Source organism: Emticicia sp. BO119, from assembly GCF_013912375.1.
Taxonomy (GTDB): Bacteria; Bacteroidota; Bacteroidia; order Cytophagales; family Spirosomataceae; genus Emticicia.
On record NZ_JACETV010000002.1, the window covers coordinates 748,497 to 774,142 of the forward strand.

Sequence of the window (25,646 nt, forward strand, 5' to 3'; positions counted from 1 at the left end):
TATTTAGTGATTTAATGATTAGTTTTTGCTTTTTGATAATCACTCATTCACTAAATCACACAATCACTCATTCTTCAAAGACTTCACAGGATTTGCCAATGCCGCTCTAATAGCCTGGAAACTCATCGTTAATAAGGTAAACACCAATGCTCCGGCTCCTGCTGCTGCAAACACCCACCAGCTTATATTAGTATGGTAGGCAAAACTACGCAACCATTTCTGCATGATGAAATAAGCAACCGGGGCAGCAATGATAAAGGCTAAAATTACTAACCCAATAAAATCTTTTGATAACAATGCTAAGATACTGGAAACCGATGCCCCCAACACTTTTCTGACACCTATCTCCTTGGTTCTTTTTACAGCAGTATATGCCACCAGCCCGAATAATCCGAGACAACAGATAAGTACGGCAAATACAGTTACAATTAAAGACAATTTGCCAATGATAAGTTCTGTCCGATACTCTCTTGCAAAAATCTCATCAAGAAAAGAATATTCAAACAAGTAAGAAGGACTATGTTTCCTGAATGTTTTTTCAATTGCCGCAAGTGTTGTTTTTACAGGAGTACTTCCATCAATTTTGATAAAGTAATTTGAACCAATATTTTTTGAGTAAAGAAAAATAAGAGGCTCTATGCCACGACGCAGATTATCATTATTAAAGTCATTAGTCAATCCGACAATTTTTCCTTTTCCGTTCCACATTTGCAGGTCAGCACCAATAACATTATCAGGAGTAAGCCCCATGACCTCCATCGCTTTTCTGTTAATAATATAGTTAGCAGAGTCGATATTATTTATATCTGAAAAATTTCTACCCGCCAGCAACCCTATATTCATAGTTGGTATAAATCCTGCATCACATCGAAAAACCTTAAACGTCATCGACGAATTTACTGGCTTGTTTCTCCAGACTGGGTCTGTCGTAGTTATCGGAATAGTAAAAATATTGCTTCCTCCAAATCCTATACTTTTAACAGAAGGAATCTGAAGCAAATCATTTTTAAATGGAGCATAATTTTTATCGAGCATATCATTTTGCTTTATTTCAATGATATTTTCTTTTTGAAAACCGAGATTTTTATTGCTGATAAAATTGATTTGCTTATAAATAGTAATGCTTCCGGTGATTAATATAATGGATGTGACAAACTGAACAACTACCAATATTTTGCGGAATCTGCCCGAAAGTGATAAAGATAGATTACCTTTCAGCACATCAGCCGGTTGGAATGAGGAAAGTAAAAAAGCAGGATAGCAGCCTGCAAGCAAACCGCAAACTAATGTAATCAATAATAAGCCCAGTATAAAGATGGGGTTGGTGAAATCCAGTTGTACAGACTTTTCTGTTATTTCGTTGAAAAATGGCAGCAAAACGTGAACGGCAATCAACGCAAACAATAAGCTGATGAAAGACAACAGCAGAGATTCAGAAAGGAAGTGAATAATAAGCCCTGATTGTCTGGCTCCGATGAGCTTTCGCACACCTATTTCCCGGCTGCGTGCTGCCGATTGAGCAGTAGCAAGGTTCATAAAATTGATGCACGCCATGAGCAAAACAATGGCTGCTATGATACTGAACAGTTTAACCTGCTCAATACGTCCACCTACAGACTTTCCATTCTCGAATTCACCGTAAAGTCTTTGTTGTGTATATGGAAATAAGAATGCATTTGTGCTGCAATCCCTGCAATTTTTCTTAATTAATCCACCAATTTTGGCATTGGCGTTTTCTAAGGAGGCACTTGGCTTTAAAGCTACCATTGTTTGTGTGCCACCACTTCGCCAGTTTTGTGTCCAGGGGTTTTCTTTTACAAAAAGGCCAATAGGTAATACAAAATCAAATTGTAAAGAAGAATTTGAAGGAATATTGGCAAATACTCCTGTTATCATAAATGAATTCACATTATCAACAGTTATAGATTCACCAAGAGGTTCTTTATCACCAAAAAGTTTCGTAGCCAGCTTTTCAGATATAATCATTGCAGCATTGTCTGGTATAGGATTCTTTTTATCACCTTTTAGCAAAGGAAAGCTGAATATCGAAAATAGTGAGGAGTCAGCATAAACGCCCTGTTCATTAAACGAGTTTTTTTCATGTCTGATGAGGGCATTAGTTTCCATGCTAAGCAATGCCACCTTATCAACTTCAGGAATTTCAGTTCTTATGGCGTCTCTCAAAAGTGCAGTAGTAGCCGGATAGGTTTCAATTCTGCCATCAGGATATATGTTATTCGTCATTACCTTGTAAATATTTGTTGTATTTGCATGAAATTTATCAAAAGACATTTCATCCATTACCCACAGAAATGTAAAAATGGCAGCCGTCAGCCCTACCATCAGGCTGAATATTTTGATGAAAGAATAAACCTTGTTTCTGATCAGATTTCTCAGGGCGATTTTCAAATAATTGTATATCATTATATCTGCTTATTTTTTCGTCAAAAGTAAATGTCATAAAATATGCCAAGATTCTATTTGTCTCGTTATCAATAGATTAAATAATTATCCGAAGGTTTTTCTGTCCAGAATCGGACAATTTATTCCGTTTTCGTACAGCAGAATCTGGCTTGTAGTAGACTCATAATCGGGTAGTTATAACTTCCCGATTGGTTTATTTTTATAATCCATCAATCTGTCTTTGTATAACCTGCTTATCAGCAAGTGTTTTAGCCAATTGATAGGCATTCTCAAAATGTTGTTTCGCTTTTCCTCTATCAATCACTTTATACAATTCGCCTAATAAAGTAAAATAATAAGGATTATCAAGCAGTTTGAGTTTTTCAGCCTCTGCAATGGCTTTAGCCTTGCCATGTACTTTCGATAAAGCAAAAGTTCTGTTTAATGCAGCAATGGGCGAGTATTCTACAACCAAAAGCTTATTATATAATTGCAGAATGCTTCCCCATTTCTCAGGAGTATCAGCCTTAATGGTATGCCAGTAAGCAATACTGGCCTCTAAATGATATTTAGATAATTGTATTCCCTGCGATGCCTCATGCAGGTAATAAACACCTTTTTCGATTAATTCTTTATTCCAGAGTTTTTCGTCCTGGTCTTCATATAGTATTAACTCTCCATTGGCATTTTTTCTTGCTTCAAATCTGGAAGTATGAAAACACATGAGCGATAATAGTGCTTTTACTTCAGGAAGATTAGTCGATTCGTTTTCAGTTAGTAAATAGGTTAGCCGCATTGCTTCCAGACAAAGGTCGTTCCGAAGAATAGTATCCTGACTTTCTGAATAGTAGCCCTCGTTAAAAAGTAAATACAATGTTCTTAAAACTACAGCTAATCTTTGGGTTATTTCTGCTTCGCCTGGAAACTCAATGGCTACTTTTTCATTTCTTAGCTTTTCTTTTGCTCTGAATAGACGCTTGTTTATGGTTTCTTTGTTGCTCAGGAAAGCGTTCGCAATTTCATCAATCCCGAAACCACAAAGAATACGCAATGCCAGGCCAATCTGCGCTTCAACAGAGATACTTGGGGAGCAGATAGCAAATAGCATTTGTAACTGACTATCATTAATATTCTTATCTGATAAATCAATTTCAATAGACTGATTGTCTTCTATAGATTGAGTGATTTGAAAAGCAATTTTATCATAAAATAGATGATTTCTTACTATATAGTTTCGGGCCTTGTTTTTAGCTACCGAATATAGCCATGCAGTCGGGTTAGGTGGGATACCCTGATAAGTCCATGTTTCAAGAGCTGATAGAAACGTATCACTGGCTATATCTTCTGCTATTTCAATGTGTTCTATGCCCATTAATTTGGAGAGAACAGCCATTATTTTTCTGAACTCGGTTCTGAATAAGTGTGGTATGAGTTCCTGTTGATTCATGGTTTATGATGAAGCCCCTGAAAAAGACAGGGGCTTTATTATTCATAGTTTAATGAACACCATCTCCTTTAGCAATTTTTCTTACTTCAATCGTATTACCATCTCCCTGTAAAATAGGGGAGCCCTTGGCAAATTCAACGGCTTCGTCAATTGATTCAGCTTTTACCATTATATAACCGCCAATGGTTTCTTTAATATCACCAAACGGGCCATTGGTTACTACATTATTATAGCCAACTACCCTGGCATACTCTTTGTCAAGCGGTAGCCCATTACCACCCACATATTTGTTCTGGGCAGCTATACCCCCGATCCAGTCCATTGTTTGTTTCATCCAACTTTGCATTTGTTCAGGTGAGGCAATTTTGCCACCATCTTCGTGTCTGAAAATCAGCATGTATTCGTCCATTGTCTTAAAGATTTAATGTGATTAAATGTTTTACAATAGCATATCAAATGAACGGAGATAAATTGGACATATCAGGAATTATTTTTTTGAATTTCAAGAATATTTGATGGTTTTCCAAGTTGTTTTTTAGTTAATTTGATTTGTTGAATATAGGTCTTATCAATTCTCAAAGTCAATAATCAAAAGGATGCGTGTCCCCAAAAAACTCATTAAAGCGAAAACACATATTCTGCTATAATCTGACTTCTTGCCAGAAATAGCGGATTATCTGTTAATTTCTATCGAGTAAATAAATCCCTATTTTGATAAACTATCAGTATTGGTGTCTAAAAATAAAATTAACCTTTTTATTAGGGTTTAAAATGAGGGTAGGTTTTATACACTACCCCGTATTCACCGTAATCATACAGAAAATAGTTTTCAGTAACTATATGTAACTTTTATCTGATTAATAGTCAGCGTTGTTCCATCACCCCAGGTGGTAGTAACAGGAATATTATTAACTAATGCAATAGCCGTAACACGCAGATAATAAACATAGGCATTATTATCTACTACATTATCTGCAACAATATCTACATCCTCACTTTGTATCTCCATATTACCTGCGGCACCCGTCGAACTTACAGTTCCCAGAACAGAACCTGCATTATCTGTATAAGCACGACGATATAATTGTACTCTTACATTTTTAGAACCATTATCTGCAAAGTAGGCTTCAATATTTGAAATAATCGAACCATCAGGCAGATTAATAGGAGCTTCTAATGAACCTACTGTATTGCCAGTACAGTAAATGCCATTATTATTATTGTTGACACCTATCATATTACCATTAACAGCCAGAAAGGAAGCTCGAGGAATATTCATATACGAGACCTGAGGTGTGCTGGATAATACCCCTGAATTATCCGTCCGTACAAATTTTGCTCCATTACCACTTAAGCCAGAAATACGGGCATTGCCAATAACATGTAACTTTTCAGTTGGATTATTAGTGCCTATCCCTACATTACCATTAGTTAAGATAACCATTGAGGGATTCAGCGGATTTACATTATTATTGGTAGAGAAATACAGGGGATGATTGCTTTTGGTCATAAGCCAGGCTGCGTTATCTCCTATATAAGTAGCGATAGAAACATCGCCATTAGTGTGTACCATTCCATGAGTATTGGATTGAGTATGAACAGACAACTTTTGATTAGTATATTGTCCGATTATACCTTCATCAGGCGTAATAGTAGTTGATTGAGCTTTAGATTGAACATAATAAATCAATATTATACAACTTAGAAAAGAGATTTTTTTCATTATTTTAAGTCATTTGTTTAATAGGTATATATTAACTTGGCGGCTATTATTTGTGTATTGGCACCATCCCATGCTTTAATTCCGCCAATTTCTTGTGCATAGATTTTGAGTTGATAAGTGTCTCCGTTTTGTATTGAAACGCCAAAGCCGTTATTCAGATTATTACTTGAAATACTTCTTATACCTGAAACCGCTCCGGTTGACCATACACTTAAGAAAGTAACATCATATTTACTACCGAGGTCAGTCGAAATCAACGTGAAAAGTATATCTGAATTTGAATTATCCACAAAATAAAACTCAGCACCAGAAATAATAGCCCCTTGCGGAAGATTAATCGGGACCTCAAAATACCCACGACTTATATCAGCATTAGTGAAATAAATTCCTCCTTCATTTGATTCAGCAATAGGGTTATTATCTGATGATGTCGTTGGCATAAATGCACTACGAGGTAAACTGTAATAATAAGTCTGAGATACTGAGTTGAGTTTGCCATCGTTATCGACTTTCAGAAAAGACTTTTCTGTATAATTACTAACATTTTTGGCACCTGAGATTTTTAAACCCCCGTACACATGTAAAGCTCTGAAGGGTGTTCCGCCGATACCTGCAAAATTCAGGATATTAAGGGTTAGTTGCGGGCTTTGGGCGTTGGTAGTAAAAGACAGATTATGAAGCCCCGGCGTACTAAAAGAAGCAACACCACCATTTGTCTCACTTATAAAAGTTCCAACCTCAATAGGGTCAGTTTTTTGTAAAAACCCATAGCATTCAGCTTGGGTTTTTACACTTATTTTATGACTGGGCTGATAATTCTTTTTATAACTGTCGATTCCTGTTTCAGGCAGAATTATTATGCTTGCCTCTTGTGCCGATATAACAGAACTAAAACAACAACATATAAACAATAGAAATAAGGTTTTCATTTTAAGCAGCAATCGGTTGATTAATAATATGTATTGTTACCTGAGGATTAGCGTTTTCGCAATTGACAAATTCTTGTAAAAAAGGTTTGATTTTACGCCTTGACAATAGGAGTTGTTTGCCGTTTCTTAACCCAATAACACCACTGGTATGTTTGATTATATTTATCTGGTCGATATAGTGTAGATTTACAATAAAAGACCGGTGTACCCGGAAAAAGGATTTGTGTTCGAATAAATTTTCAAAAATGCCCATCGTACGTGAGTTGATGATTGCCCTACCGTTTTTCAGATAAAAAACGGTATAGTTGGCCTGGCTCTCCAAATAAATAATATCATCCAGAAAAACCCTTACTCTTCTGTTCTTATAGAGCATCCACAGAACCGGGCTTGGGTTTTCTGTCGGATAAATAGTGATACAATTTTTCTTCATTCTATGTTTCATGGCTTTTTTGTTTTACAATGGCAAAGTTAAAAGCCGTAATTGCTCAGTTCCAAAATCACTTATCCAACGGCAAGTTTTGTTTATCGAACGGTTTTTGCAAAAAAAGCCCTGATTTTGCTTAAAAAAGTACATTTACCAAATACCATCTGTTTATTGCAGGATACCCCCCAATTCTTACCAAATACTCAATCTGACTAACGTTGGTGTTAAAATTGATTTATTTTTACTCCATTATTAAGCTAAGACCATGACTACCTTTTTCCATAATACATTCCCGAAACCACCGGATTATACTTCAGAACTTAACACAATAGAAATTATCAGCTATTTTGCTACTTCTTTATTTGGGAAAAATACAGAAGAGGATATAATATGGGACATTGCCAAAAACTGTATTGGGAAATTAGGCCTGGAAGATTGTGTAATTTATCTATTTGATAACAAGCAGGAGAATCTCTTGCAAAAAGCTGCCTATGGGCCTAAGAATCCTGTTAATTTTGAGATATATAAACCAATCGTAATTCCAAAAGGGAAAGGTATTGTCGGAACAGTAGCTAAAACTGGTGTAGCAGAGGTTATAGAGAATACCTCAGATGATATACGCTATATAGTTGATGATGAGTGTAGGCTGTCTGAAATAACTGTACCTATTATTTATAATAGTGAGATATTAGGAGTGATAGATTCAGAACATGCTCAAAGAGCTTTTTACAGAGATTGGCATTTACAAATATTAACAGCTATAGCTAATCTGTGCGCCAATAAGATTTATGGCGTAAGAATAAAAGAAAAACTACAGGAGAAAGAACAGAAGTTGGCTTTATTTCAGGAGAAGATTGAGGCATTGAAAAACCAGAAACAGAGTTTCAGATTACCTCTGTCAAGTACAGGAGGTACACAGTTTTTTCCGGTAGAAGAAATTATCCGTCTGGAAGCTGACCGCAACTATACTATTCTGTATCTGACAGACAAACGAAAATTTGTTTCATCAAAAACCCTGAAAGAGTATGAAATCACATTAACCAATCATCAGTTTTTAAGAGTGCACAAGTCTCATCTTGTTAATCAGAAACACATTGTTAGTCTTTCAGCCAATCGTGAATCATTAATCCTGAAAGATGCTTCTGAAGTGGAAATTTCAAGAAGAAAAAAAGAAGAAGTATATGAACACTTAGGTATTTGAACTATTTAGTATATTTTTTCATAATCAATTTCTTGACATTCAAACCAAACCTGATGTTCTGAAGATTATTGGCTGTTAACAAAAGCTGTGAGCGTACATACCCTCTGCAGTTTAAAGCACTATTTGGGTTTATTTTGGCATCAACTTTATCAAAAGCACAGTCATCATCCATTACATAATTACAAGATTTGTTGGTAGTGAGGTCTAATTTTTCAATTTCACAGCCATGAAATCTTATATAGCTGCTTCGATTGTCTACTTTAAGGTATTCAGTACCAAAATTTGAGAAAAAAGTTTGGGTAGCCTCACCCATATAATAGCTGATTTCTGGCGTATAAATATAAATCTGTTTAGTAATAGGGTTTTCTTTAGTTGATTTGGGTGTTTTAAGTGTATGAATTAGCAAGGTATCGCTCTTATAGCTTATCTCAATATATTTCATAAAAGTCTGATGAAATTCAAGAGATGATTTCTTATTTGCCTCAATAGTAACTTTTACTGGTCCGAGGTCACAATTTACCAATACATATTTGAATGGTTTTGATGGAATTTCTTTGAAGTTTTGCAGTTGAATAAGGGTATCGTATTCGGCAATACCACTAACTTTTTTTAGTTTTTCACTATGCCCCGAATAATACCAGATACCAAAGGCAAACAATAACAAACCAGAAACAATTAACAACCATTTATATCTGTTAGCCATCTTCATGGGTTTTACTCTAACAACAAATAAAGAAATTTTTAGTCAATAAAACTAATGATACGGGGTAGTGAGAAGTTTGATTTGAACGAACCAATAGCCTATAATTAATTTATACCTTACATTTATTAATAAATCGACCTTTTGCATGACCGCCATTTTGATTGATGATGAAATAAGAAGCACTCAGAACCTAAGGATTGAGTTAAATGAGTATTGCCCCGATGTGATTGTACTGGCAGAATGTAACTCTGCGCAAAAAGGTATAGAAGCAATTCAGTTATTTAAGCCTGATGTGGTTTTCTTAGATATAGAAATGCCTTTTATGAATGGATTTGACTTGTTGAATAGCTTTGATAAAATCGCCTTTAATGTGGTATTTGCTACTGCCTATGATGAATTTGCCCTGAAAGCCTTTGAATTCTCTGCGATTGATTATTTAATAAAACCTGTTAACCCTCAAAGACTGATTCAGACAGTTGAGAAACTGAGAAAACAATCGAAAGTGATAGATAAGCAACAATTGCAGGCACTTCTGTCTAATATTAAGGGGTTGCAGTATATACGTCCAATCTTAGCTTTACCTACATTAGATGGATTAGAGTTTGTTTCCATAGACGATATTTCTTATGCACAGGCCGATGATAATTATACAATCGTATATCTTTTAAACAAGGAAAAAATTTTGCTGTCGAAACCACTAAAGGATTTAGAAGGTATGTTAGAAAATCATAATTTTCTGAGGGTACACTATACTTTTTTAGTGAATTTAGCCCACATTCGCAGATACATTAAAGGCCAGGGAGGAACTTTAATAATGAATGATGGAAAAGAGGTTCCTGTTTCTCGTTCTGGTCGACCCAGATTAATGGAAATGATAATGATATGAAATCTGTTTTAATCGTTCAGGAAAGACTCGTAACACGCAAGTCTCGGCCTTTTATATGCCTGCTATTATTGTTTGTTATAAATTCATATGCTCAGAAAACCTATCTGATCAAACAGGCTGTAAAAGATTCAATTCTGTTGAACAACTACGCTGAAATATTATATGAGCCTACTGAAACCATAACAATTAATAATATAAGAAATCAGCCATTTATTCCATTCAAAGATTTTAAGTTAGAACACTCTTCTCTGCAAAAAACGTATAACCATTGGTTAAGATTTAAAGTACATAATAGCACATCTAAAAACGAGCAATTGTTGTTTGATTATGGGCTGTATCACTATATCTACTTATATGATTTTAATGGACAAAACTATAGAGTAAAAAAAGCTGGAATGTTGGTTAAACCAGACGAAAAAATATTCAGTGAGAATAAGTATGTAGTGCCGGTTACGATTCCTGCACATAAAAGCAAAGAGATTTACGTACGCATAAATGACAGAAACGGGATATATAAAGACTCGAAAATTAGCTTATTGACTTATGATTTTGAAGAAACACTCCGTTCACAATCATTTTTCAAAAGTCGGAAAGATCTTTTTTACAGTGCTTCATTTTTAGCGATTGGTTTGTTCCTGATTCTATTCTGTATCATACAGTTTAGCCAGACCCGTGAGAAAGCCTTTGTGTATTATGCGCTATACCTGCTTGGCTTATATCTCTATTTTATCAGGCGGATAGAAGCACTAACCGACACCGCTATTATTTTTTCTTATTTCCCTAAATCATTTCTTACTTCTGAAGTACCCTTAAATATATTACCCAATATCTGGTACCTGCTCTTTTGTCAGTATCTGCTTAATCTGACTTCTACGCATCACCCAACCGTTTATAAAATTTTCAGATGGCAGATAAAATTCCTTACTGCCTATTTCATTTTTGATTGCTTCTTGCAATATATTATGAATGAATATGCGTTAAGCCTGACTATCTATCGATGGGTAAAATTGAGTATGATGCCAATTACTACATATTCTATTATACTGATTTTCAGATTAAGAAATGTAGTAGCCACTTATATAGCTTTGGGTACCAGCATTTTGTTCATCTTCTTGGTAATTTCGTTTATTACAGCTATTGTGCGAAGAATGTCAGGTGAAGCCTATGTGTATTATATAATGGATTTTCCATATGTAGAGACCGGAATATTTGCCGAGAACCTGTTGTTTGTGATAGCCTTTATTGCCAAAATAAAACAGGTGTATATTGAAAGAAACCAGGCTCAGAAACAACTTATTGCACAACTACAGGCAAATCAGCACTTGCAGGTTCAACTCAATAACGAATTAGAGCAGTTAGTGTATGAAAAAACCAGAGCACTCGAAACAGAAACACAACAAAGATTGCTGGCAGAGTTTAATCAGAAGCTATCAAAAGCAGAGCTGAAAGCTTTACAGTCGCAGATAAATCCACATTTTATATTTAATTCATTAAACTCTATCAAAAACTATATTCTTACTAATAAACCCAATGATGCAGCAAAATACCTGACCGATTTCGCTAATCTGATTCGCTCAGTTCTACAACAAAGCCAGCAATCTTTTATTTCATTAAAAGATGAACTGGAAATCCTTGAGCTATATATCCGGTTAGAACAGATGCGCTTTGAGAATAGATTTGATTTTAGTTATAATATCGATGAGCAGGTAGACACTACTTATATCAAGATTCCTGCACTGCTATTACAACCTTATGTCGAAAATGCTATCTGGCATGGGTTGATGCACAAAAATACCAAAGGGCATCTAAAAATAGAAGTAAAGTTGGGTAAAGACGAGGTGCTATGTATGATTGAAGACAATGGTATTGGCCGGAAAAAATCAGCAGAGATACATAGCCAGACCACACGTCCGCATAAATCTATGGGGTTACAGATTAATAGTGAGCGGTTAAAGGTTCTGCACGAATTACACAAGTTAGAGATAGAAGTAGAAATTTTTGACTTAGAATCTCTTACCCGTGAGCCTGACGGAACAAGGGTACTGATACATTTTCCCTTATAAACTATTGGTTATCAGGTTCTATATAAATGTCTCCGTTTTTATAGGAATGATTTTTATCCTGAGCTATTCCTCTGTTGGGGTCAATTACTTTAAATGTAGATATATCAGCCTCAGTTAATACTACCCAACTGGTATTTCCCCTATTATCAATTCTGGTAGACCATATGGCTTTGGCATCTTTAAAATAGTCAGTAGAAATTTTCTGAAAAGTGCCTCCGTCAGCTCCTTCAATTGGTTTTTGATGCCAATACACATATTTTTTATCACGAGCCAGATCATATCCACTTCCACTACGCATGGGCACATATTCAAAAGTAATAGGGTCTGCCAATTCGAAAATGTAACGACCATAATACACATGCTGGCGATCACGGGCATACATAATACCCTCTGCCGTATGATTCACAGGCGTTTCTTCCGGATTTGAGACTATCTCGAAATAATCGGGCTCATAACTGATAATAAATACAGCATCCGGCCCATTGGCGCCTACTGCAAAACCATAGTTTTTATCTTTAGAATAAAACCCCTCCATTACCTTAAATGACGTCGGGTCAGCTTTTTTGACAGGGTGTTCTTTGTAGAATACCTGTTTTTTGTCTGTGGCATATTCTTTATTGATTGTCTTGAATGAAGATACATCGGCTCCATGTACGATGTATTTGTGAGCCGGGAAACCACTATAATAGAAAACGGTATCAGATTCGATATAATAACCGTTTTTAAGACCATCTACATTGCAACTGCCAAACAGGAGGCCTATTAAGCTGAACGAAATCATTTTTTTTAGCATATGTTTAGGCCGTTTGAGATTGCTTATGGAAGATTTTAAGAATAAAACATCTAAAAACACGTTTAACTCTACCAATTGCTAAGTTGATCAATCGCGTAAAAACGAGTTGAAGTGGTAAAAAAATAAACATTAAAACAGAATATTGGTTAGAAGCATCGTCGAAAATGTCACGAGGCTAATGCCTGAAAAATATTACATCACGAATAAATCCTGATGCAGCTAAACCCGGTACAGCCATACTGCCTAATGTTGTTTTCAGGATGATTCTCCCTGACAGTATTCTTGCATTCATCGTATTTTTCATAAACCAGTATGTTTTAACGATACAAATTTGCGCAAGCTGTTGATACACTGAAAGTCAGAAACATCAGGTGGTAAAATGGGCTTTGTAAATGGTGGTTTTGTATTCAAATACGGAAAAATAAAAGCTACCCGAACAGAGTAGCTTTTAAGTATATAAACAAACGATTATTCCTTTTTCTCTTCTTGAAGGAGGTCAGGAAGTATTGGCTTCAACTGCGTTTCTTTTACTGTTTTATCAAAAGTAGCTTTGGCTTCACTTGCACTCACTTCGCTGGCTAAACCTAATGGTTTTATAGCATTTATAGTAGAATCAGTAGTAGCAGAGATGGGTGTAAAAATAAACTTTAAACCTTCTGCTTTACCTTCAAGGAAAGCCTTAGCCAGGCTCGAACCTTCAAAGTCCTTATTAGTAACCTTATTTGATACCCTTACAGGAGCATATAATGCCCCTGGAATCCTGTTGTTTGTTATCTGGCTGCTTATACTTTCTTCAGCATTATAGTCCTGTGCTTTCAGTTCTGAACAAAGCAGAAATAAGACTGACAAGCTAATATATAATTTAGTTTTCATGATTTTTATTTTGCGTTTACCAATACATTTATTTTACCTATTGAGTCATCATCAAATTCTTGTAGTGCTTTCCCTAATACCTGACCTACTTCTACTTTTTCCCGATCGGCTTTCATAGCCACACCTGGTGTAGATGATGTTACCAATAAATCACCTCTTTCAATTGGGCCACCTTCTAAACAGACTTTAGTCGGAATAACCCCTACAACACCCATTGGAACTTTATTGGTTAATTCGGTATCAATATTTTCTTCAGATAATAAAACTCCAGGTTTGGTAGCATAAACTCCGGCTACAAGTGTTGAGTAAGGTTCATTTGATTTCTCTACTGTACGGTCTTTATCAACAGAAATAACCAGGACATCTCCGGGTTCAAAATCGTTTATATTACTATTTACATCAAAAGCTTCGGCAATGTCTGCACCTCCGGTTTGAGTGCCGCCATTGAAGAAACCTCTGCCCGTTTTATCAATGCGGGCCACATTACCGCTGTTATTCTGGAAAACAGCAAGATTACCGCTTGAACCCGTATGATTAACAAAAAGAGCACTTGCTGTACCAGCATTACTAATATGAACAGTAGGGTTTACATTAGAAGTATTAAAATTATCAAAGCGTCCTGCTCTTCCGGTTCCAAAATTGGGTGTAAACCCATATATTCCGTTTCCGTTGCCATCGGAGCTTCCTTCAACACCATTTCCATTTTTTCCGGCATTAGCCCTTATGGCATCACCACTACCTTCTGTTAAGGCTAATAGGGCCGGCCCATTACCATTTGCATTCGAAGCATAGAATAAGCCGGCGTAGCCACCTGTTCCTGATGATATACCATAAACACCGGCGGTACCAAAATTAGCAAATATTGAATTTACTTCTCCCTTTAATGCTGTCGCAGTACCATAGGTATTGTCTATTTTGGCACTAACGCCTGTTCCATTTCCCACATTTGTTACTGTAACAACATCAGTATCATTATCTTCATTATAGTTGTTAAACTTACCTGCCCTGCCTGTAGCAAAGGTCGGTACCCAGGCATAGAGTGCATTACCCGCGCCATCTATATTTGTTTCAACACCATTACCGTTTTTACTGGCATTGGCTGTAATGGCATTGCCATTCCCATCGGTTATTGCTACAAGTGCGGGCCCATTACCTGAAACATTAGCTGCATGAAAAAGCCCGGCAAAACCTCCGGTACCTGACGACCTGCCAAATATGGCGGCAGCACCAAAGTTGCCGAAAATAGTATTTACTTCACCTTTTACAGCAGCAGCTACACTATTAGTATTGTTTACGATAAACGAAGCGGCATGCCCTAAAGCAAGATTAGGTATATTTCCGTTTCCATTTGTTACGACCTCTAATGTGTTAGCATTTATATTAGTTGCGTTATAATTCTCAAATCTTCCGGCTCTGCCAGTACTACTGTTAAGGCCAACCTGTCCGTAGACACCTATAGCTGTATTAGCTGTACTGGTAGCAATGAATCCTCTGACACCGTAGCCGCCACCATCGTTGCGGCCAACTACTGCTCCTGCAATATCACTGGTAATTCTACCAACTACCCCTTCTCCATTTCCATTATTATCTGCAACAAGACCGGCTGAAGTTTGAGCGCTGGTAATACCATGTAAAGCAAAACCTGCTCCTGTAGAGCTACGTACTCCGGCTCCGGTACCAGAGGTTGATACATTAATAACCGTACCTCCACCAGCAGTATTAGCATTTATTACATTATTGGAATTATTGGTATTGAAAATACTCATATTAGCAGCTATTCCGGTATTTGAAGTAGCGGCCAGACCCGTGCCGGAATTACTATTGGCATAGACTCCATATCCGCCGGCAGTGGCATTACCATAGACGCCAAGGCCATTGGGCGTAACACCATAAACACCCCAGCCAGATCCATTGTGGCTGCCCCAGATGCCTATTCCTAAGCCTCCGGTTCCATTACTGATCCCTCGGATTCCTGATGAAAAACCACCTGGACTGGTTGAAGACATTATACCACGAATGGCATAATCATTTGAAGCGGTACCCGGATTGACCGCATCAATCCTTTGGGCAATAAGTGTGTGTGTACTTATCGAGCAGATAAGTAAAAGTTTGATTGTTTTCATGAGCTATTAAATCAGAGCTATAAAATTGTACAACACAAACTTAGGCCTACTATATTTTTAGTACAATTTTCAGAATAAAAAAATAGCTCAGAATTTACTGAGTGGTTGTTAAAGGTCTTTTTAATTTACGTTTATATCTTATTGCAAATGCCCTTTTAGAAACACAATAATTTTGTCTTTGATGTAAGATTCATCAAACATTTCGCCATAATGTGGAGCATCCTTTACAATTATTACTTCATTTTGTACCTTATTCAAGGTAAGCCAAGAACTCAATAATTTAGATTGGTTAGGGGGAACAGAGGCATCTTTTTCACCATGAATAATCAGAAACGGAGGGTCATTTTTATCAATATATGAGGCAGGGCTGGCTGTTTTAGCTAAGTCTGGCCTTTCAATTGGAGATGCCCCCAGTAAAGTACTAATGGCATCATTGGGTTCATTTTCTTGTGGTTTCAGAGTAGCCAAAAAGTCTGCCGGACCATAAAAGTCTACTACTGCATTGATTTTAAATGATTTATGGGTATTTGGTGCATAAAATGAGGGTATATGATTATTGTGTGACAAGGCTAACAGAGAAGCCAGATGACCACCTGCCGAAAAACCAATCAACGCTACTTTGTCTTTATTATAACCATATTTCGAAGCATGCTTGTAAAGAAACTCCAGAGCTTGATTACAGTCTTGAATCTGGGCAGGAAAAATGGCTGTTGTGCTATACCGATAATCAATCGAGGCCAACGCAAATCCATTATTGAGGATAGCATTAATGGTTTTTTTCATATAACTCATATCAGCATATTTATCATTCAGCATCCATGCACCGCCATGAATCCAAACTACTAAAGGCATTTCCGCCTTTGTATTGGCCGGAATATAAATATCTAATAAGTGCTTTTTGAGTGTATCATTGGCATAAGGAATATTACCATATAATCTGGTATCGGGCGGGAAAAAAGAGATTACTCTGTTAGTAGCCTGACCAAAGCTTAAATTAGCTGCAAAAATTAAAACCAGAAGAGAAAGATTTTTTTTATTAAATGAAAAAAGCTTCATATGCATAAGCGATAGATTTTGGAATTAAATATAGTTTAAAAATATTTTCAAAACCTTATTTCATTTAGTTAATCAGGCATTATTAAAGAAATTTGATTTTGCAAACTGTTATTGCCTACTTTTATATTTTACAATTAATATCAAAAAAGTACAAGAAAATAATAAAAATATGGTGGTAAATCGTTAAGGTATCAATTAACTTTGTTGGATACTTTGCCCTAACTACATGCGGATTCGCTTTTTTATCATATCAGCCCTAATTATCGCCACACTTTCAATTGGATGGAACTACTTCAAAGATGTGTCTTCTGATGGTGTAGACTATAGTACAGAAGTTAAACCTATTCTGAATAAACACTGTATCTCATGTCATGGTGGGGTAAAACGACAAGGCGATTTTAGTCTTTTATTCCGTACCGAGGCTCTGGCCAAAACCAAATCAGGCAAACCAGCTATCGTCCCTTTCCACCCTGAGCAAAGTGAGTTTATCAAAAGACTTACCCATTCAGACCCCGACGAGCGAATGCCCTATAAAGCACCGCAATTGAGCCAGCAGGATATTGAGATTCTGACACAATGGGTGAAAGAAGGAGCAAAATGGGGAGACCACTGGGCTTATGTAGCCCCTAAAGAAGTGAAAGTGCCAGACAAAGGACTCTTTGCAGGTTTATTCAGTTTCGGCAGTTGGGAGAAGAATGATATTGACTATTTTGTTAAAGCGAGGTTAAAAGAAGAAGGATTATCTCCCGCAAAAGAATCTGATAGGGCCACACTTGTCAGAAGAGTATGTCTGGATATAATTGGCTTACCACCCACACCGGAGCAGATAAAGAAATATGTAACCGAAGAAGGCTCTTATGAAGCCTTGGTAGATGAATTGCTGGCCTCTAAACAATATGGCGAGCGTTGGGCATCTATGTGGCTCGATTTAGCCCGCTATTCAGATAGCAGAGGATATCAGAAAGACAATGGCCGGACTATCTGGCGTTACAGGGATTGGGTGATTGATGCCTTTAACAATAATATGCCTTTCGACCAGTTCACTAAAGAGCAATTGGCCGGAGATTTATTGCCATCACCTACAGAAAATCAGTTAATAGCTACTGCCTTTCATCGGAATACGATGAATAATGATGAAACCGGCACAGTAGACGAAGAATTCAGGGTAGCCGCCGTGATTGACCGTGTAAATACGACTTTTGATGTATGGCAGGGTACTACCTTTGCCTGTGTGCAATGCCATAGCCACCCGTATGATCCTTTCCGTAATGAAGAGTATTATAAAATGATGGCGTTCTTCAATAATACCCGTGATGAAGACACGCAGGATGAAGCCCCTAATTACCGGAAATTTTCTGATGAAGATGAAAAGAAATTAGATAGTCTGACTCATTGGATAAAGACAAAATTAGGAGATGATAAGGGCAAAGACTATAATCAGTTCCTTAGAAGTTTAGAACCACGCCATCATGCACACGATGCCGATAATTATGTAAATGGTGCATTATTGGGCGATAGAAATATTGGTTTGCGTCATCAAGGTACTTGTCGGTTGCCTGATATAAAATTAGATAATAAAACTACATTTCTCATTAGTTATGTAAGCAAAAATATAGGTGGCTGGCTGGAGTTAAGAAAAGATAGCCCAACAGGAGAAATATTGACAAAACTTAAATTGGATACTACTGCCAGAAACAAGTTGCTCTTCATTCCTGTCAAAGCAACAAGTGGGCGGCATGACTTATATCTGGTAGGAACAAATGGCCGACTAAAACCTGAGCAAGATGTATTTTCAATCAACTGGTTTACATTCTTAGACGATTTTCCGAAAGGCGATTCTAAGAAATTTGATGATTTTAAATACCTGATAACAGCCAGGACTCAGAATACACCAATTATGCTCAGAAGCGATGCAGATTACGAGCGTAAAACTCATGTGTTTGTAAGAGGAAACTGGTTGGTTCATGGGCCTGAAGTACAACCTGATGTACCCCATTCAATGAATCCTTTCCCGAAAAATGCGCCAAGAAATCGGTTAGGCTTAGCAGAGTGGTTATTGGATAAAGGTAACCCTTTAACTGCCCGTACAATGGTAAATCGTTTCTGGGAACAGCTATTTGGGATTGGTTTAGTAGAGACTTTAGAAGATTTTGGTACACAAGGAGCAAAACCTTCACACATAGCATTATTAGATTACCTCGCTGTTAAATTCAGAGATGATTATAAATGGCATATGAAGCCATTGCTTAAATACATAGTCATGTCGGCTACTTATCAGCAATCATCGGAAGCGGATGAGGATTTAACACTGAAAGACCCGCAGAACCGGTTATTAGCGCATGGCCCTCGCATTCGTATGACTTCTGAAATGGTAAGAGACCAGACTTTGGCCATAAGTGGTTTATTAAGTGCAAAAATGTATGGCAAACCAGTAATGCCCTATCAGCCTGATGGTGTCTGGCAGGCTGTTAATAGTAACCTGAATTATAAACAAAGTGAGGGTGAAGACCAGTACCGCCGAGCTATCTATACCTTTGCGCGCCGCACAGGGCCATATCCACAACAGATAACTTTTGATGCCTCAAGTCGGGAAATTTGTACGCAAAGACGCATCCGTACTAACACTCCTCTGCAAGCTTTGCAATTACTGAATGATCCCGTGTTTGTAGAAGCGTCAAAAAATCTGGCAATACAAATGCAGAAGAACGCTAAAACAGTAGACGAGCAAATCAACTGGGCTTATCAACGGATTTTCATACATAATGCTACAAATAAGGATTTAGCGGCACTTAAACGCTTGTATGAAGTATCATTACAAGAGTTTAAAGTTAAACCACAAGATGCCAAGGCTTTTTTAAAAGAAGAAAAACAACAGGCAGAAACAGCGGCTTTGACAATTGTGGCCAATACTATTTTGAATTTAGATGAATTTGTAACGAAGCAGTAATATATTAAACCAATGAATCTCTTTCACGAAGTAAGCGAAGCAAATTTACAGGCTATTAAACGTAGGCATTTTCTGAAACAATGCACGACCGGAATAGGTATGATGGCGTTAGGTTCGCTCACAGGTTGTTTTAACGGAAAGAAAGAGACGTTAACAGATAACCCCTTAGCCCCCAAAATGCCACACTTTGCACCAAAGGCAAAGAATGTGATTTATATGCACATGGCAGGGTCTCCGTCGCAATTAGAAATGTTTGATTATAAACCTGAACTGGAAAAATGGCACGGTAAAGATTGTCCGGAAGAATTCCTGAAAGGTAAAACTTTCGCTTTTATCAGGGGTGTACCCAAGATGTTAGGTCCACAAGGTAAATTTGCACAATATGGGCAGTCGGGTGCGTGGATGTCTGATTATGTGCCCTTCTTTCATAATATGGCTGATGAAGTTTCTTTTCTGAAAGCCATGCACACCGATCAGTTCAATCATGCACCTGCACAATTATTTATGCAGACTGGTAGCCCAAGGTTAGGCCGACCTGGAATGGGTGCCTGGGCAACTTATGGTTTGGGTTCTGAAAACCAGAATCTACCCGGTTATATCGTACTCACATCAGGTGGTAAATACCCTGAGGGTGGCAAGAGCATCTGGGGAAGTGGGTTTTTACCATCAGTCTATCAGGGTGTACAATGCCGTTCTAATGGTGAGCCGGTATTATATGTCAATAATCCGGCAGGTGTTAGCAGAGACATCCGCAGGGAAGCAATTAATACGATTAATGAAATCAATCAACGTCAATATGAAGAATTTAAAGACCCCGAAATATTGACCCGTATTTCTCAGTACGAGCTGGCATTTAATATGCAGATGACCGTGCCTGAAACGATGGATATTTCTAAAGAACCACAGAAAATCCATGAATTGTATGGTACTACTCCGGGCCAGACCTCTTTTGCCAACAATTGCCTCTTAGCCAGAAAACTGGTAGAAAATGGAGTACGTTTCGTACAACTCTACGACTGGGGTTGGGATATGCACGGCTCAAGCAGAGGCGAATCTATCGAAATTGCTTTGTGGGAAAAATGCCGCCAGATTGACCAGGCTATGTCGGCTTTATTATTAGACCTTAAACAAAGAGGTTTATTAGAAGAAACCCTTGTGGTTTGGGGAGGTGAATTTGGTAGAACACCTATGCAGGAAAACCGGGATAATAAACCTGCACCATTCTTGGGTAGAGACCACCATGTAGAAGCCTACACCATGTGGCTCGCCGGAGGTGGAATCAAAAAAGGATTTACACATGGAGAAACTGACGAAATTGGCTATTATGGCGTAAAAGGTAAGACCCACGTACACGATTTACAAGCGACTATTCTGAATCAATTAGGGCTGAACCACGAGAAACTTACTTATGATTTTCAGGGAAGACCATTCAGGCTAACAGATGTAGGCGGAAAAGTAATTAATGAGATAATTGCCTGATAAATCCGTATTTATTATTGTAAATAAGTAGCAACGCAGTCTATGTGTTGCTATTTTTATATTCTATCTTTGCAGAGATTGTATTTATTACACTACTCTTATGAAAAAACTGAGCCTTTCTATTGCGTTTTGCCTGACATTTATTTTTGCTACGCAAGCACAAAAGTGGGAGCCTATTTCTTCTGCTACGGGCAAACTTCCATTGACCTGGAAAACAACACAACAAACTGCTTCTTTAGTGGTGGATATTGATAATGATGGTATTGAGGAAATAATACTGGGATGCCGTGAAAAAGGCCCGGCCTTGATTTATTTCAAATATGAGTCTTCAATAGGTTGGCGGGTATTTACTATTGAAAAAGAATTTCTGACAATAGAAGCAGGTGGAGCTTTTTATGACATTGACGGTGATGGTGATAAAGACATAGTCTTTGGAGGCGACTGGCAAAGTAATAAACTTTGGTGGTGGGAGAACCCTTATCCCTTTTATAACCCGAATGTTCAATGGAAACGTCATGAGATTAAAGCTGATGGAGCCACGCAACACCATGACCAGGCCTTTGGGGATTTTAAGCAAACGGGTAGAGCTCAGTTAGCTTTCTGGAATCAGGGAGCAAAAACTTTATATATAGCCGACGTACCGGAAGAAGCCTTTAGAGGGGGAAAATGGGATTATACCCCTGTATTTGTAGCAGGAGAAAAAGAAAAGAAAGCTTGGTATGCTGAGGGCTGCACGGCCGCTGATGTAGATGGCGATGGATTTACGGATTTAATAGCAGGGAATCATTGGTTTAAGTATGTGGATGGAAAATTCAAAGCCATTCAATTCGGAGAAGAAGGCGGAAGAGTTGTAGCAGCCAAATTCCGTCCGGGGAAAAAGAGGCAGATTGTAGTTTCACCAGGCGATGGTACGGGTAGATTATTATACTACGAATGTACTGGCAGTGCAGAAGTAACAGCTAACTGGAAGGCCAAAGATTTAATAGGTAGAGAATTGATACATGGGCATACCTTAGAAGCCGCCGATATTGACGATGACGGAAACCTGGATATTTTTTGTGCTGAAATGGCTAAATGGTCGGAAAAGAAAACAGAACCTGATAACCCGAATGCAGAAGCTTTTATTCTCTACGGTGATGGCAAAGGAGGTTTCAGAAAAACCACCTTCCAGAAAGGGGTTGACTTCCATGAAGGACGGGTATATGATGCAGATGGCGATGGAGATATCGATATTGTCTCGAAACCATATAACTGGAATGCACCAAGATTAGATATGTGGTTGCAGAATGGGACAGGTAAAAAACTACCTAATATCAGCAGAGCCCTTGATGGCAAAATAGGTTTAGAATTATACAGCCTTAGAGACTATTTTAAGACAGATGTTGTCGGAACATTAGACTATGTAAAAAGTTTAGGGATAAAAGAAGTAGAAGTTGCCGGTACTTATAGTATGAAGCCCGAAGATTTCAGAAAGGAATTAGACAATAGAGGCATAACGCCTTATAGCACGCTTTTGGATTTCGGATTGTTCAGAGACAGCCTCAGCAAAGTAATTGCTATAGCCAAAGGCTTGGGAGTAACCTACGTAGGTACAGCCTGGATTCCGCATAAACCCAATCAGTTTAGCAAGACTGATGCCGATAAAGCCATTGCTATCTTCAATAAAGCGGGAGCAGAATTAGCCAAAGCAGGTCTTCATTTCTTTTATCATTGTCATGGATACGAGTTTAAACCAAGCGAAGAGGGTACATTATTTGATTATATTGTTCAGAAAACCGATGCGCAGAATGTAAGTTTTGAGTGTGATGTTTACTGGGCTTTTCATGGCGGACAAGACCCTGCCTTGTTGCTGAAAAAACATAAAGGCAGATTCATCGCTATTCATATCAAAGACATGAAACCCGGACAGGAAACCGGAGAATTTTCAGGAGGTACCCCATTGACTTCGGATGTAGCTGTTGGAACTGGTCAATTGAATTTCCCTGAAATCCTTCGGGCAGCTATTCAGTCAGGCGTAAAGTATTATTACATTGAAGACGAAAATGCTGAAGTAAAACAGCATTTACCTTTTAGCTTAAGATACCTCAAAAATTTAAAATAGCATAAACTGCTTTGACTATTAAACCTTAAAAATGGTTATTAAATCTACTTTAAAAAACAGTATTTGGATTGGTATCTTTTTGCTTTCAGTAGCAATAAAAACAAACGGGCAACAAACAGCTAAACCTGAAATTTGCAAGAATCCACCCAAAGGATACGAACTGGGCGGTGATTTTACAACAATCCCTCAGGCGGCGTGCTTAGATTATAGTACTAATACATCTGTAATTTTATTTAATAATCCGGCTGGGATTGATAAAGGTTCAGAAGAGTATATCTTTAACTACAAGGATGGAGATTCACTTACTTTTACTAAGCAGAAAACTTATATCGTAAATACAGAAGGTATTTATTGGGGCGTTCAAAAAGGAACTATCACAGAAGGTAGTATTTCGAGAAATGTATTAATCTGTAAATCGACACAGATTATAAAGGCTGAAATTCCAGTCTTGGAGTACTCAACATGCGGCCCAAAGACTGTTAATATTCTCATAAAAGATACGCCGGATAATCGTAAACAAAGCGGATACATAATAGCTTGGGACGAAAAAGATATTTTAACATTTAAACCAACGGGACTGCCTCTTACGCTATCTCATATTTATACAGAAATACCATCATCACTTCCCAGAGTACAAGGATTTTATGAATGGAATGGATACAAGGCTTGCGTTAGTCAGGCGGCAGATTTAGCTGTAAATATTGCTTCAATTCAAAAAATTGAAAGCTTGAATTATGGGAAGGATGTAAAAATACAAATGAAAGACGGTGAGCCTGGCAAAGAATATTATATCCAATACAAAACCAAATCTGCTATTGAGTGGATTGAATCCACAACCAAAATAAAAAAAAGTGGAGCGAATACGCTTGCTGAGGTTACTCTCACAGGATTTGAACCAATTGTACAATATTGTTTCCGACTGGTCGGGAAAGACACCTGTAATTACGCAATTAAATATTCTAATGAAATGTGTACAGACCTCATATTAAGTACTGAATACACTAAAGGAGGTTTAAATATTTCTCCTAACCCAGCAGAAGAAAAGATTGAGATTAAGTCGTCCGGAGAGGTGGTCAGATTTATTGAATTAATAGATATGAAGGGACAAGTAATTTATAAGGGTGAAATTTCGGGAGAGAATTTTAATATCTCTCCTTATCAAAAAGGGGAGTATATACTTCGGTTATATGATGCTAATCAAAAACTATTGCATACCAAAACTATTGTGAAGTGGTAATTACCACTTCACAACTATTCTATAATATGCCCGCAAAACTGAGCCTTATTGTCAATAATTTTGCCGCCCTTGCGGAAACCTAAGCCACAGGCTTCTCCCGCGAAGAATACGCCTGCTTGGTAATAATTACCTGATTTATCTTGCAAAAATTCAGTGTATTCCTGAAAGACGGTGTTTTGTTCGAAATACTCACCATCATTTTTTTCTACCGCATAACCATCAGCCGAAAGGATTCTGACATTGGCTCCCTCACGCCCGAATAACACCTTTTCTACACTTGATTTACCTTGAAGAGCCTTGCTTTCGGTCTGCAAAAGTAGGGGATGATTAGGATACAATTCCCACAATACCTTTAAAATGCCTTTTGATTGAAACAAGAGCGTATAGGCAGGGTTCAGAATAACAGCTTTCTGGTTGATAACCATATTTGTCAGAATATCTGCCAGTTCTGGTTCATCCCAACCGATATATTCCCATGGAATCAGCTTGAACCAATAATCATATTTAGTAAAACTTCCATCTTTTGAGTTCTGCTTATAAATACCTTCGATAGGTGAGAACTCCACCTCATCAATATATTCAAAAGCTACTTCAAAACCTGCTTCTTTAGCGGCTTCTCCCAATACCTGCATATTGGTATCATCTTCGGGATAATCGCGCATTGTAGAGATTAATAAGGTTGGCTCAAAGTTTGGGTTTTGCCTTTGTATCTCCCTGAAATTTTCAACCAATTGCTCATAAAGCGTATTAAACTGCTGACTTTCATCTAAATTATTGGCTTTCAGCGAAGCCCATTGAACAACAGCCGTTTCAGGGATACAAGTAGCTGTATCAGCATTAAACTCAATCAGTTTGATAGGTTTACCATCAAGCCCCCCACTTAAATCAAAGCGTCCGTATAAATGCCATTGTTTGTCATTATCCCATGAATATCTCACCAATCTGTGCAGATTTTCAGGAATACCCAATTCTTCCAGACGGTTATTATCAATTATATGTTGGCCGGCTTCAATAAACATTTCATAAAGTTCATTGGCGGCTTCATAATATTGTTCTGCCTCCTGTTCTGATACTACCACCACATCGTCAGTAATATAAGGCAAAGTATCTTCTCCTAACATCCAGTCCCAGCCAGCGTTTCTTAAAGATTGCTGTGGTGGTGTTACTAATTTTTTCAGTTTCATAGAATGGATTTCAATTAAGACTAAGGCTAAACGATTTCTGTATCGACAGACAGTTAATCGTTATGCAAATAAAG

General features: G+C 37.5%; 20 protein-coding genes. 7 read left to right on the plus strand and 13 right to left on the minus strand.

What is annotated here, in order from left to right; genetic code table 11:
- Positions 1–63: 63 nt before the first annotated feature.
- From H1R81_RS10040 to H1R81_RS10065, 6 genes are all read right to left on the minus strand, one after another.
- Complete coding sequence (locus H1R81_RS10040) at positions 64–2,424, minus strand: ABC transporter permease (protein WP_181840572.1); 2,361 nt, start codon at positions 2,422–2,424, stop codon at positions 64–66.
- 199 nt (positions 2,425–2,623) lie between these two features.
- Complete coding sequence (locus tag H1R81_RS10045; protein ID WP_181840573.1) at positions 2,624–3,850, minus strand: RNA polymerase sigma factor; 1,227 nt, start codon at positions 3,848–3,850, stop codon at positions 2,624–2,626.
- A gap of 49 nt (positions 3,851–3,899) precedes the next feature.
- Complete coding sequence (locus tag H1R81_RS10050) at positions 3,900–4,259, minus strand: YciI family protein (RefSeq protein WP_181840574.1); 360 nt, start codon at positions 4,257–4,259, stop codon at positions 3,900–3,902.
- A 420-nt stretch (positions 4,260–4,679) separates the two neighbouring features.
- Positions 4,680–5,573, minus strand: coding sequence for a hypothetical protein (locus H1R81_RS10055; protein ID WP_181840575.1), 894 nt, complete (start codon positions 5,571–5,573; stop codon positions 4,680–4,682).
- A gap of 17 nt (positions 5,574–5,590) precedes the next feature.
- Positions 5,591–6,502: a hypothetical protein gene (locus tag H1R81_RS10060; protein WP_181840576.1), complete on the minus strand. Its 912-nt coding sequence runs from the start codon at positions 6,500–6,502 to the stop codon at positions 5,591–5,593.
- A gap of 1 nt (position 6,503) precedes the next feature.
- Positions 6,504–6,944 carry a LytTR family DNA-binding domain-containing protein gene (locus H1R81_RS10065; protein WP_181840577.1) on the minus strand — a complete coding sequence of 147 codons (441 nt, stop codon included), beginning with the start codon at positions 6,942–6,944 and terminating at the stop codon, positions 6,504–6,506.
- 247 nt (positions 6,945–7,191) lie between these two features.
- On the opposite strand from H1R81_RS10065, the gene H1R81_RS10070 reads away from it, so the two are divergent.
- Positions 7,192–8,127: a GAF domain-containing DNA-binding protein gene (locus H1R81_RS10070; RefSeq protein ID WP_181840578.1), complete on the plus strand. Its 936-nt coding sequence runs from the start codon at positions 7,192–7,194 to the stop codon at positions 8,125–8,127.
- A gap of 1 nt (position 8,128) precedes the next feature.
- Here H1R81_RS10070 and H1R81_RS10075 read toward each other — a convergent pair whose 3' ends face one another.
- Positions 8,129–8,836: a hypothetical protein gene (locus tag H1R81_RS10075; protein ID WP_220275199.1), complete on the minus strand. Its 708-nt coding sequence runs from the start codon at positions 8,834–8,836 to the stop codon at positions 8,129–8,131.
- Positions 8,837–8,975: 139 nt separating this feature from the next.
- Here H1R81_RS10075 and H1R81_RS10080 point away from each other — a divergent pair, with 139 nt between their 5' ends.
- On the plus strand, positions 8,976–9,716 hold the full coding sequence (locus tag H1R81_RS10080; RefSeq protein ID WP_181840580.1) for a LytTR family DNA-binding domain-containing protein: 741 nt from the start codon (positions 8,976–8,978) through the stop codon (positions 9,714–9,716).
- Positions 9,713–11,779: a histidine kinase gene (locus H1R81_RS10085; protein ID WP_181840581.1), complete on the plus strand. Its 2,067-nt coding sequence runs from the start codon at positions 9,713–9,715 to the stop codon at positions 11,777–11,779. Before H1R81_RS10080 ends, H1R81_RS10085 begins: the two co-directional genes overlap by 4 nt.
- Before the next feature lies 1 nt (position 11,780).
- Here H1R81_RS10085 and H1R81_RS10090 read toward each other — a convergent pair whose 3' ends face one another.
- From H1R81_RS10090 to H1R81_RS10105, 5 genes are all read right to left on the minus strand, one after another.
- Positions 11,781–12,572: a DKNYY domain-containing protein gene (locus H1R81_RS10090; RefSeq protein ID WP_181840582.1), complete on the minus strand. Its 792-nt coding sequence runs from the start codon at positions 12,570–12,572 to the stop codon at positions 11,781–11,783.
- A 175-nt stretch (positions 12,573–12,747) separates the two neighbouring features.
- Positions 12,748–12,876 carry a hypothetical protein gene (locus tag H1R81_RS27610; protein ID WP_255463070.1) on the minus strand — a complete coding sequence of 43 codons (129 nt, stop codon included), beginning with the start codon at positions 12,874–12,876 and terminating at the stop codon, positions 12,748–12,750.
- Positions 12,877–13,040: 164 nt separating this feature from the next.
- Complete coding sequence (locus H1R81_RS10095; protein ID WP_181840583.1) at positions 13,041–13,445, minus strand: hypothetical protein; 405 nt, start codon at positions 13,443–13,445, stop codon at positions 13,041–13,043.
- 5 nt (positions 13,446–13,450) lie between these two features.
- Positions 13,451–15,568, minus strand: a complete 2,118-nt coding sequence (locus tag H1R81_RS10100; protein ID WP_181840584.1) for a collagen-like protein — start codon at positions 15,566–15,568, stop codon at positions 13,451–13,453.
- Positions 15,569–15,706: 138 nt separating this feature from the next.
- Positions 15,707–16,624, minus strand: coding sequence for an alpha/beta hydrolase (locus tag H1R81_RS10105; protein ID WP_181840585.1), 918 nt, complete (start codon positions 16,622–16,624; stop codon positions 15,707–15,709).
- Positions 16,625–16,850: 226 nt separating this feature from the next.
- Between H1R81_RS10105 and H1R81_RS10110 the strand changes: the two genes are divergently transcribed.
- The 4 genes from H1R81_RS10110 to H1R81_RS10125 all read left to right on the plus strand — a co-directional run bounded on the left by H1R81_RS10110 (position 16,851) and on the right by H1R81_RS10125 (position 24,388).
- Positions 16,851–19,571 carry a DUF1553 domain-containing protein gene (locus H1R81_RS10110; RefSeq protein WP_181840586.1) on the plus strand — a complete coding sequence of 907 codons (2,721 nt, stop codon included), beginning with the start codon at positions 16,851–16,853 and terminating at the stop codon, positions 19,569–19,571.
- A gap of 12 nt (positions 19,572–19,583) precedes the next feature.
- On the plus strand, positions 19,584–21,050 hold the full coding sequence (locus tag H1R81_RS10115; RefSeq protein ID WP_181840587.1) for a DUF1501 domain-containing protein: 1,467 nt from the start codon (positions 19,584–19,586) through the stop codon (positions 21,048–21,050).
- Positions 21,051–21,150: 100 nt separating this feature from the next.
- Complete coding sequence (locus tag H1R81_RS10120; RefSeq protein WP_181840588.1) at positions 21,151–23,151, plus strand: sugar phosphate isomerase/epimerase; 2,001 nt, start codon at positions 21,151–21,153, stop codon at positions 23,149–23,151.
- A 31-nt stretch (positions 23,152–23,182) separates the two neighbouring features.
- Positions 23,183–24,388, plus strand: coding sequence for a T9SS type A sorting domain-containing protein (locus H1R81_RS10125; RefSeq protein WP_181840589.1), 1,206 nt, complete (start codon positions 23,183–23,185; stop codon positions 24,386–24,388).
- A gap of 14 nt (positions 24,389–24,402) precedes the next feature.
- On the opposite strand, the gene H1R81_RS10130 is transcribed toward H1R81_RS10125, so the two are convergent.
- Positions 24,403–25,572 (minus strand): glutathionylspermidine synthase family protein, encoded by a 1,170-nt coding sequence (locus H1R81_RS10130; protein ID WP_181840590.1) that lies wholly within the window; start codon positions 25,570–25,572, stop codon positions 24,403–24,405.
- Positions 25,573–25,646 lie beyond the last annotated feature (74 nt).

Excerpts from the sequence above, each read along its gene's own strand:
- H1R81_RS10040 (WP_181840572.1), bottom strand. The coding sequence starts at position 2,424 with ATGATATACAATTATTTGAAAATCGCCCTGAGAAATCTGATCAGAAAC.
- H1R81_RS10045 (WP_181840573.1), bottom strand. The coding sequence starts at position 3,850 with ATGAATCAACAGGAACTCATACCACACTTATTCAGAACCGAGTTCAGA.
- H1R81_RS10050 (WP_181840574.1), bottom strand. The coding sequence starts at position 4,259 with ATGGACGAATACATGCTGATTTTCAGACACGAAGATGGTGGCAAAATT.
- H1R81_RS10055 (WP_181840575.1), bottom strand. The coding sequence starts at position 5,573 with ATGAAAAAAATCTCTTTTCTAAGTTGTATAATATTGATTTATTATGTT.
- H1R81_RS10060 (WP_181840576.1), bottom strand. The coding sequence starts at position 6,502 with ATGAAAACCTTATTTCTATTGTTTATATGTTGTTGTTTTAGTTCTGTT.
- H1R81_RS10065 (WP_181840577.1), bottom strand. The coding sequence starts at position 6,944 with ATGAAACATAGAATGAAGAAAAATTGTATCACTATTTATCCGACAGAA.
- H1R81_RS10070 (WP_181840578.1), top strand. The coding sequence starts at position 7,192 with ATGACTACCTTTTTCCATAATACATTCCCGAAACCACCGGATTATACT.
- H1R81_RS10075 (WP_220275199.1), bottom strand. The coding sequence starts at position 8,836 with ATGAAGATGGCTAACAGATATAAATGGTTGTTAATTGTTTCTGGTTTG.
- H1R81_RS10080 (WP_181840580.1), top strand. The coding sequence starts at position 8,976 with ATGACCGCCATTTTGATTGATGATGAAATAAGAAGCACTCAGAACCTA.
- H1R81_RS10085 (WP_181840581.1), top strand. The coding sequence starts at position 9,713 with ATGAAATCTGTTTTAATCGTTCAGGAAAGACTCGTAACACGCAAGTCT.
- H1R81_RS10090 (WP_181840582.1), bottom strand. The coding sequence starts at position 12,572 with ATGCTAAAAAAAATGATTTCGTTCAGCTTAATAGGCCTCCTGTTTGGC.
- H1R81_RS27610 (WP_255463070.1), bottom strand. The coding sequence starts at position 12,876 with ATGAAAAATACGATGAATGCAAGAATACTGTCAGGGAGAATCATCCTG.
- H1R81_RS10095 (WP_181840583.1), bottom strand. The coding sequence starts at position 13,445 with ATGAAAACTAAATTATATATTAGCTTGTCAGTCTTATTTCTGCTTTGT.
- H1R81_RS10100 (WP_181840584.1), bottom strand. The coding sequence starts at position 15,568 with ATGAAAACAATCAAACTTTTACTTATCTGCTCGATAAGTACACACACA.
- H1R81_RS10105 (WP_181840585.1), bottom strand. The coding sequence starts at position 16,624 with ATGAAGCTTTTTTCATTTAATAAAAAAAATCTTTCTCTTCTGGTTTTA.
- H1R81_RS10110 (WP_181840586.1), top strand. The coding sequence starts at position 16,851 with ATGCGGATTCGCTTTTTTATCATATCAGCCCTAATTATCGCCACACTT.
- H1R81_RS10115 (WP_181840587.1), top strand. The coding sequence starts at position 19,584 with ATGAATCTCTTTCACGAAGTAAGCGAAGCAAATTTACAGGCTATTAAA.
- H1R81_RS10120 (WP_181840588.1), top strand. The coding sequence starts at position 21,151 with ATGAAAAAACTGAGCCTTTCTATTGCGTTTTGCCTGACATTTATTTTT.
- H1R81_RS10125 (WP_181840589.1), top strand. The coding sequence starts at position 23,183 with ATGGTTATTAAATCTACTTTAAAAAACAGTATTTGGATTGGTATCTTT.
- H1R81_RS10130 (WP_181840590.1), bottom strand. The coding sequence starts at position 25,572 with ATGAAACTGAAAAAATTAGTAACACCACCACAGCAATCTTTAAGAAAC.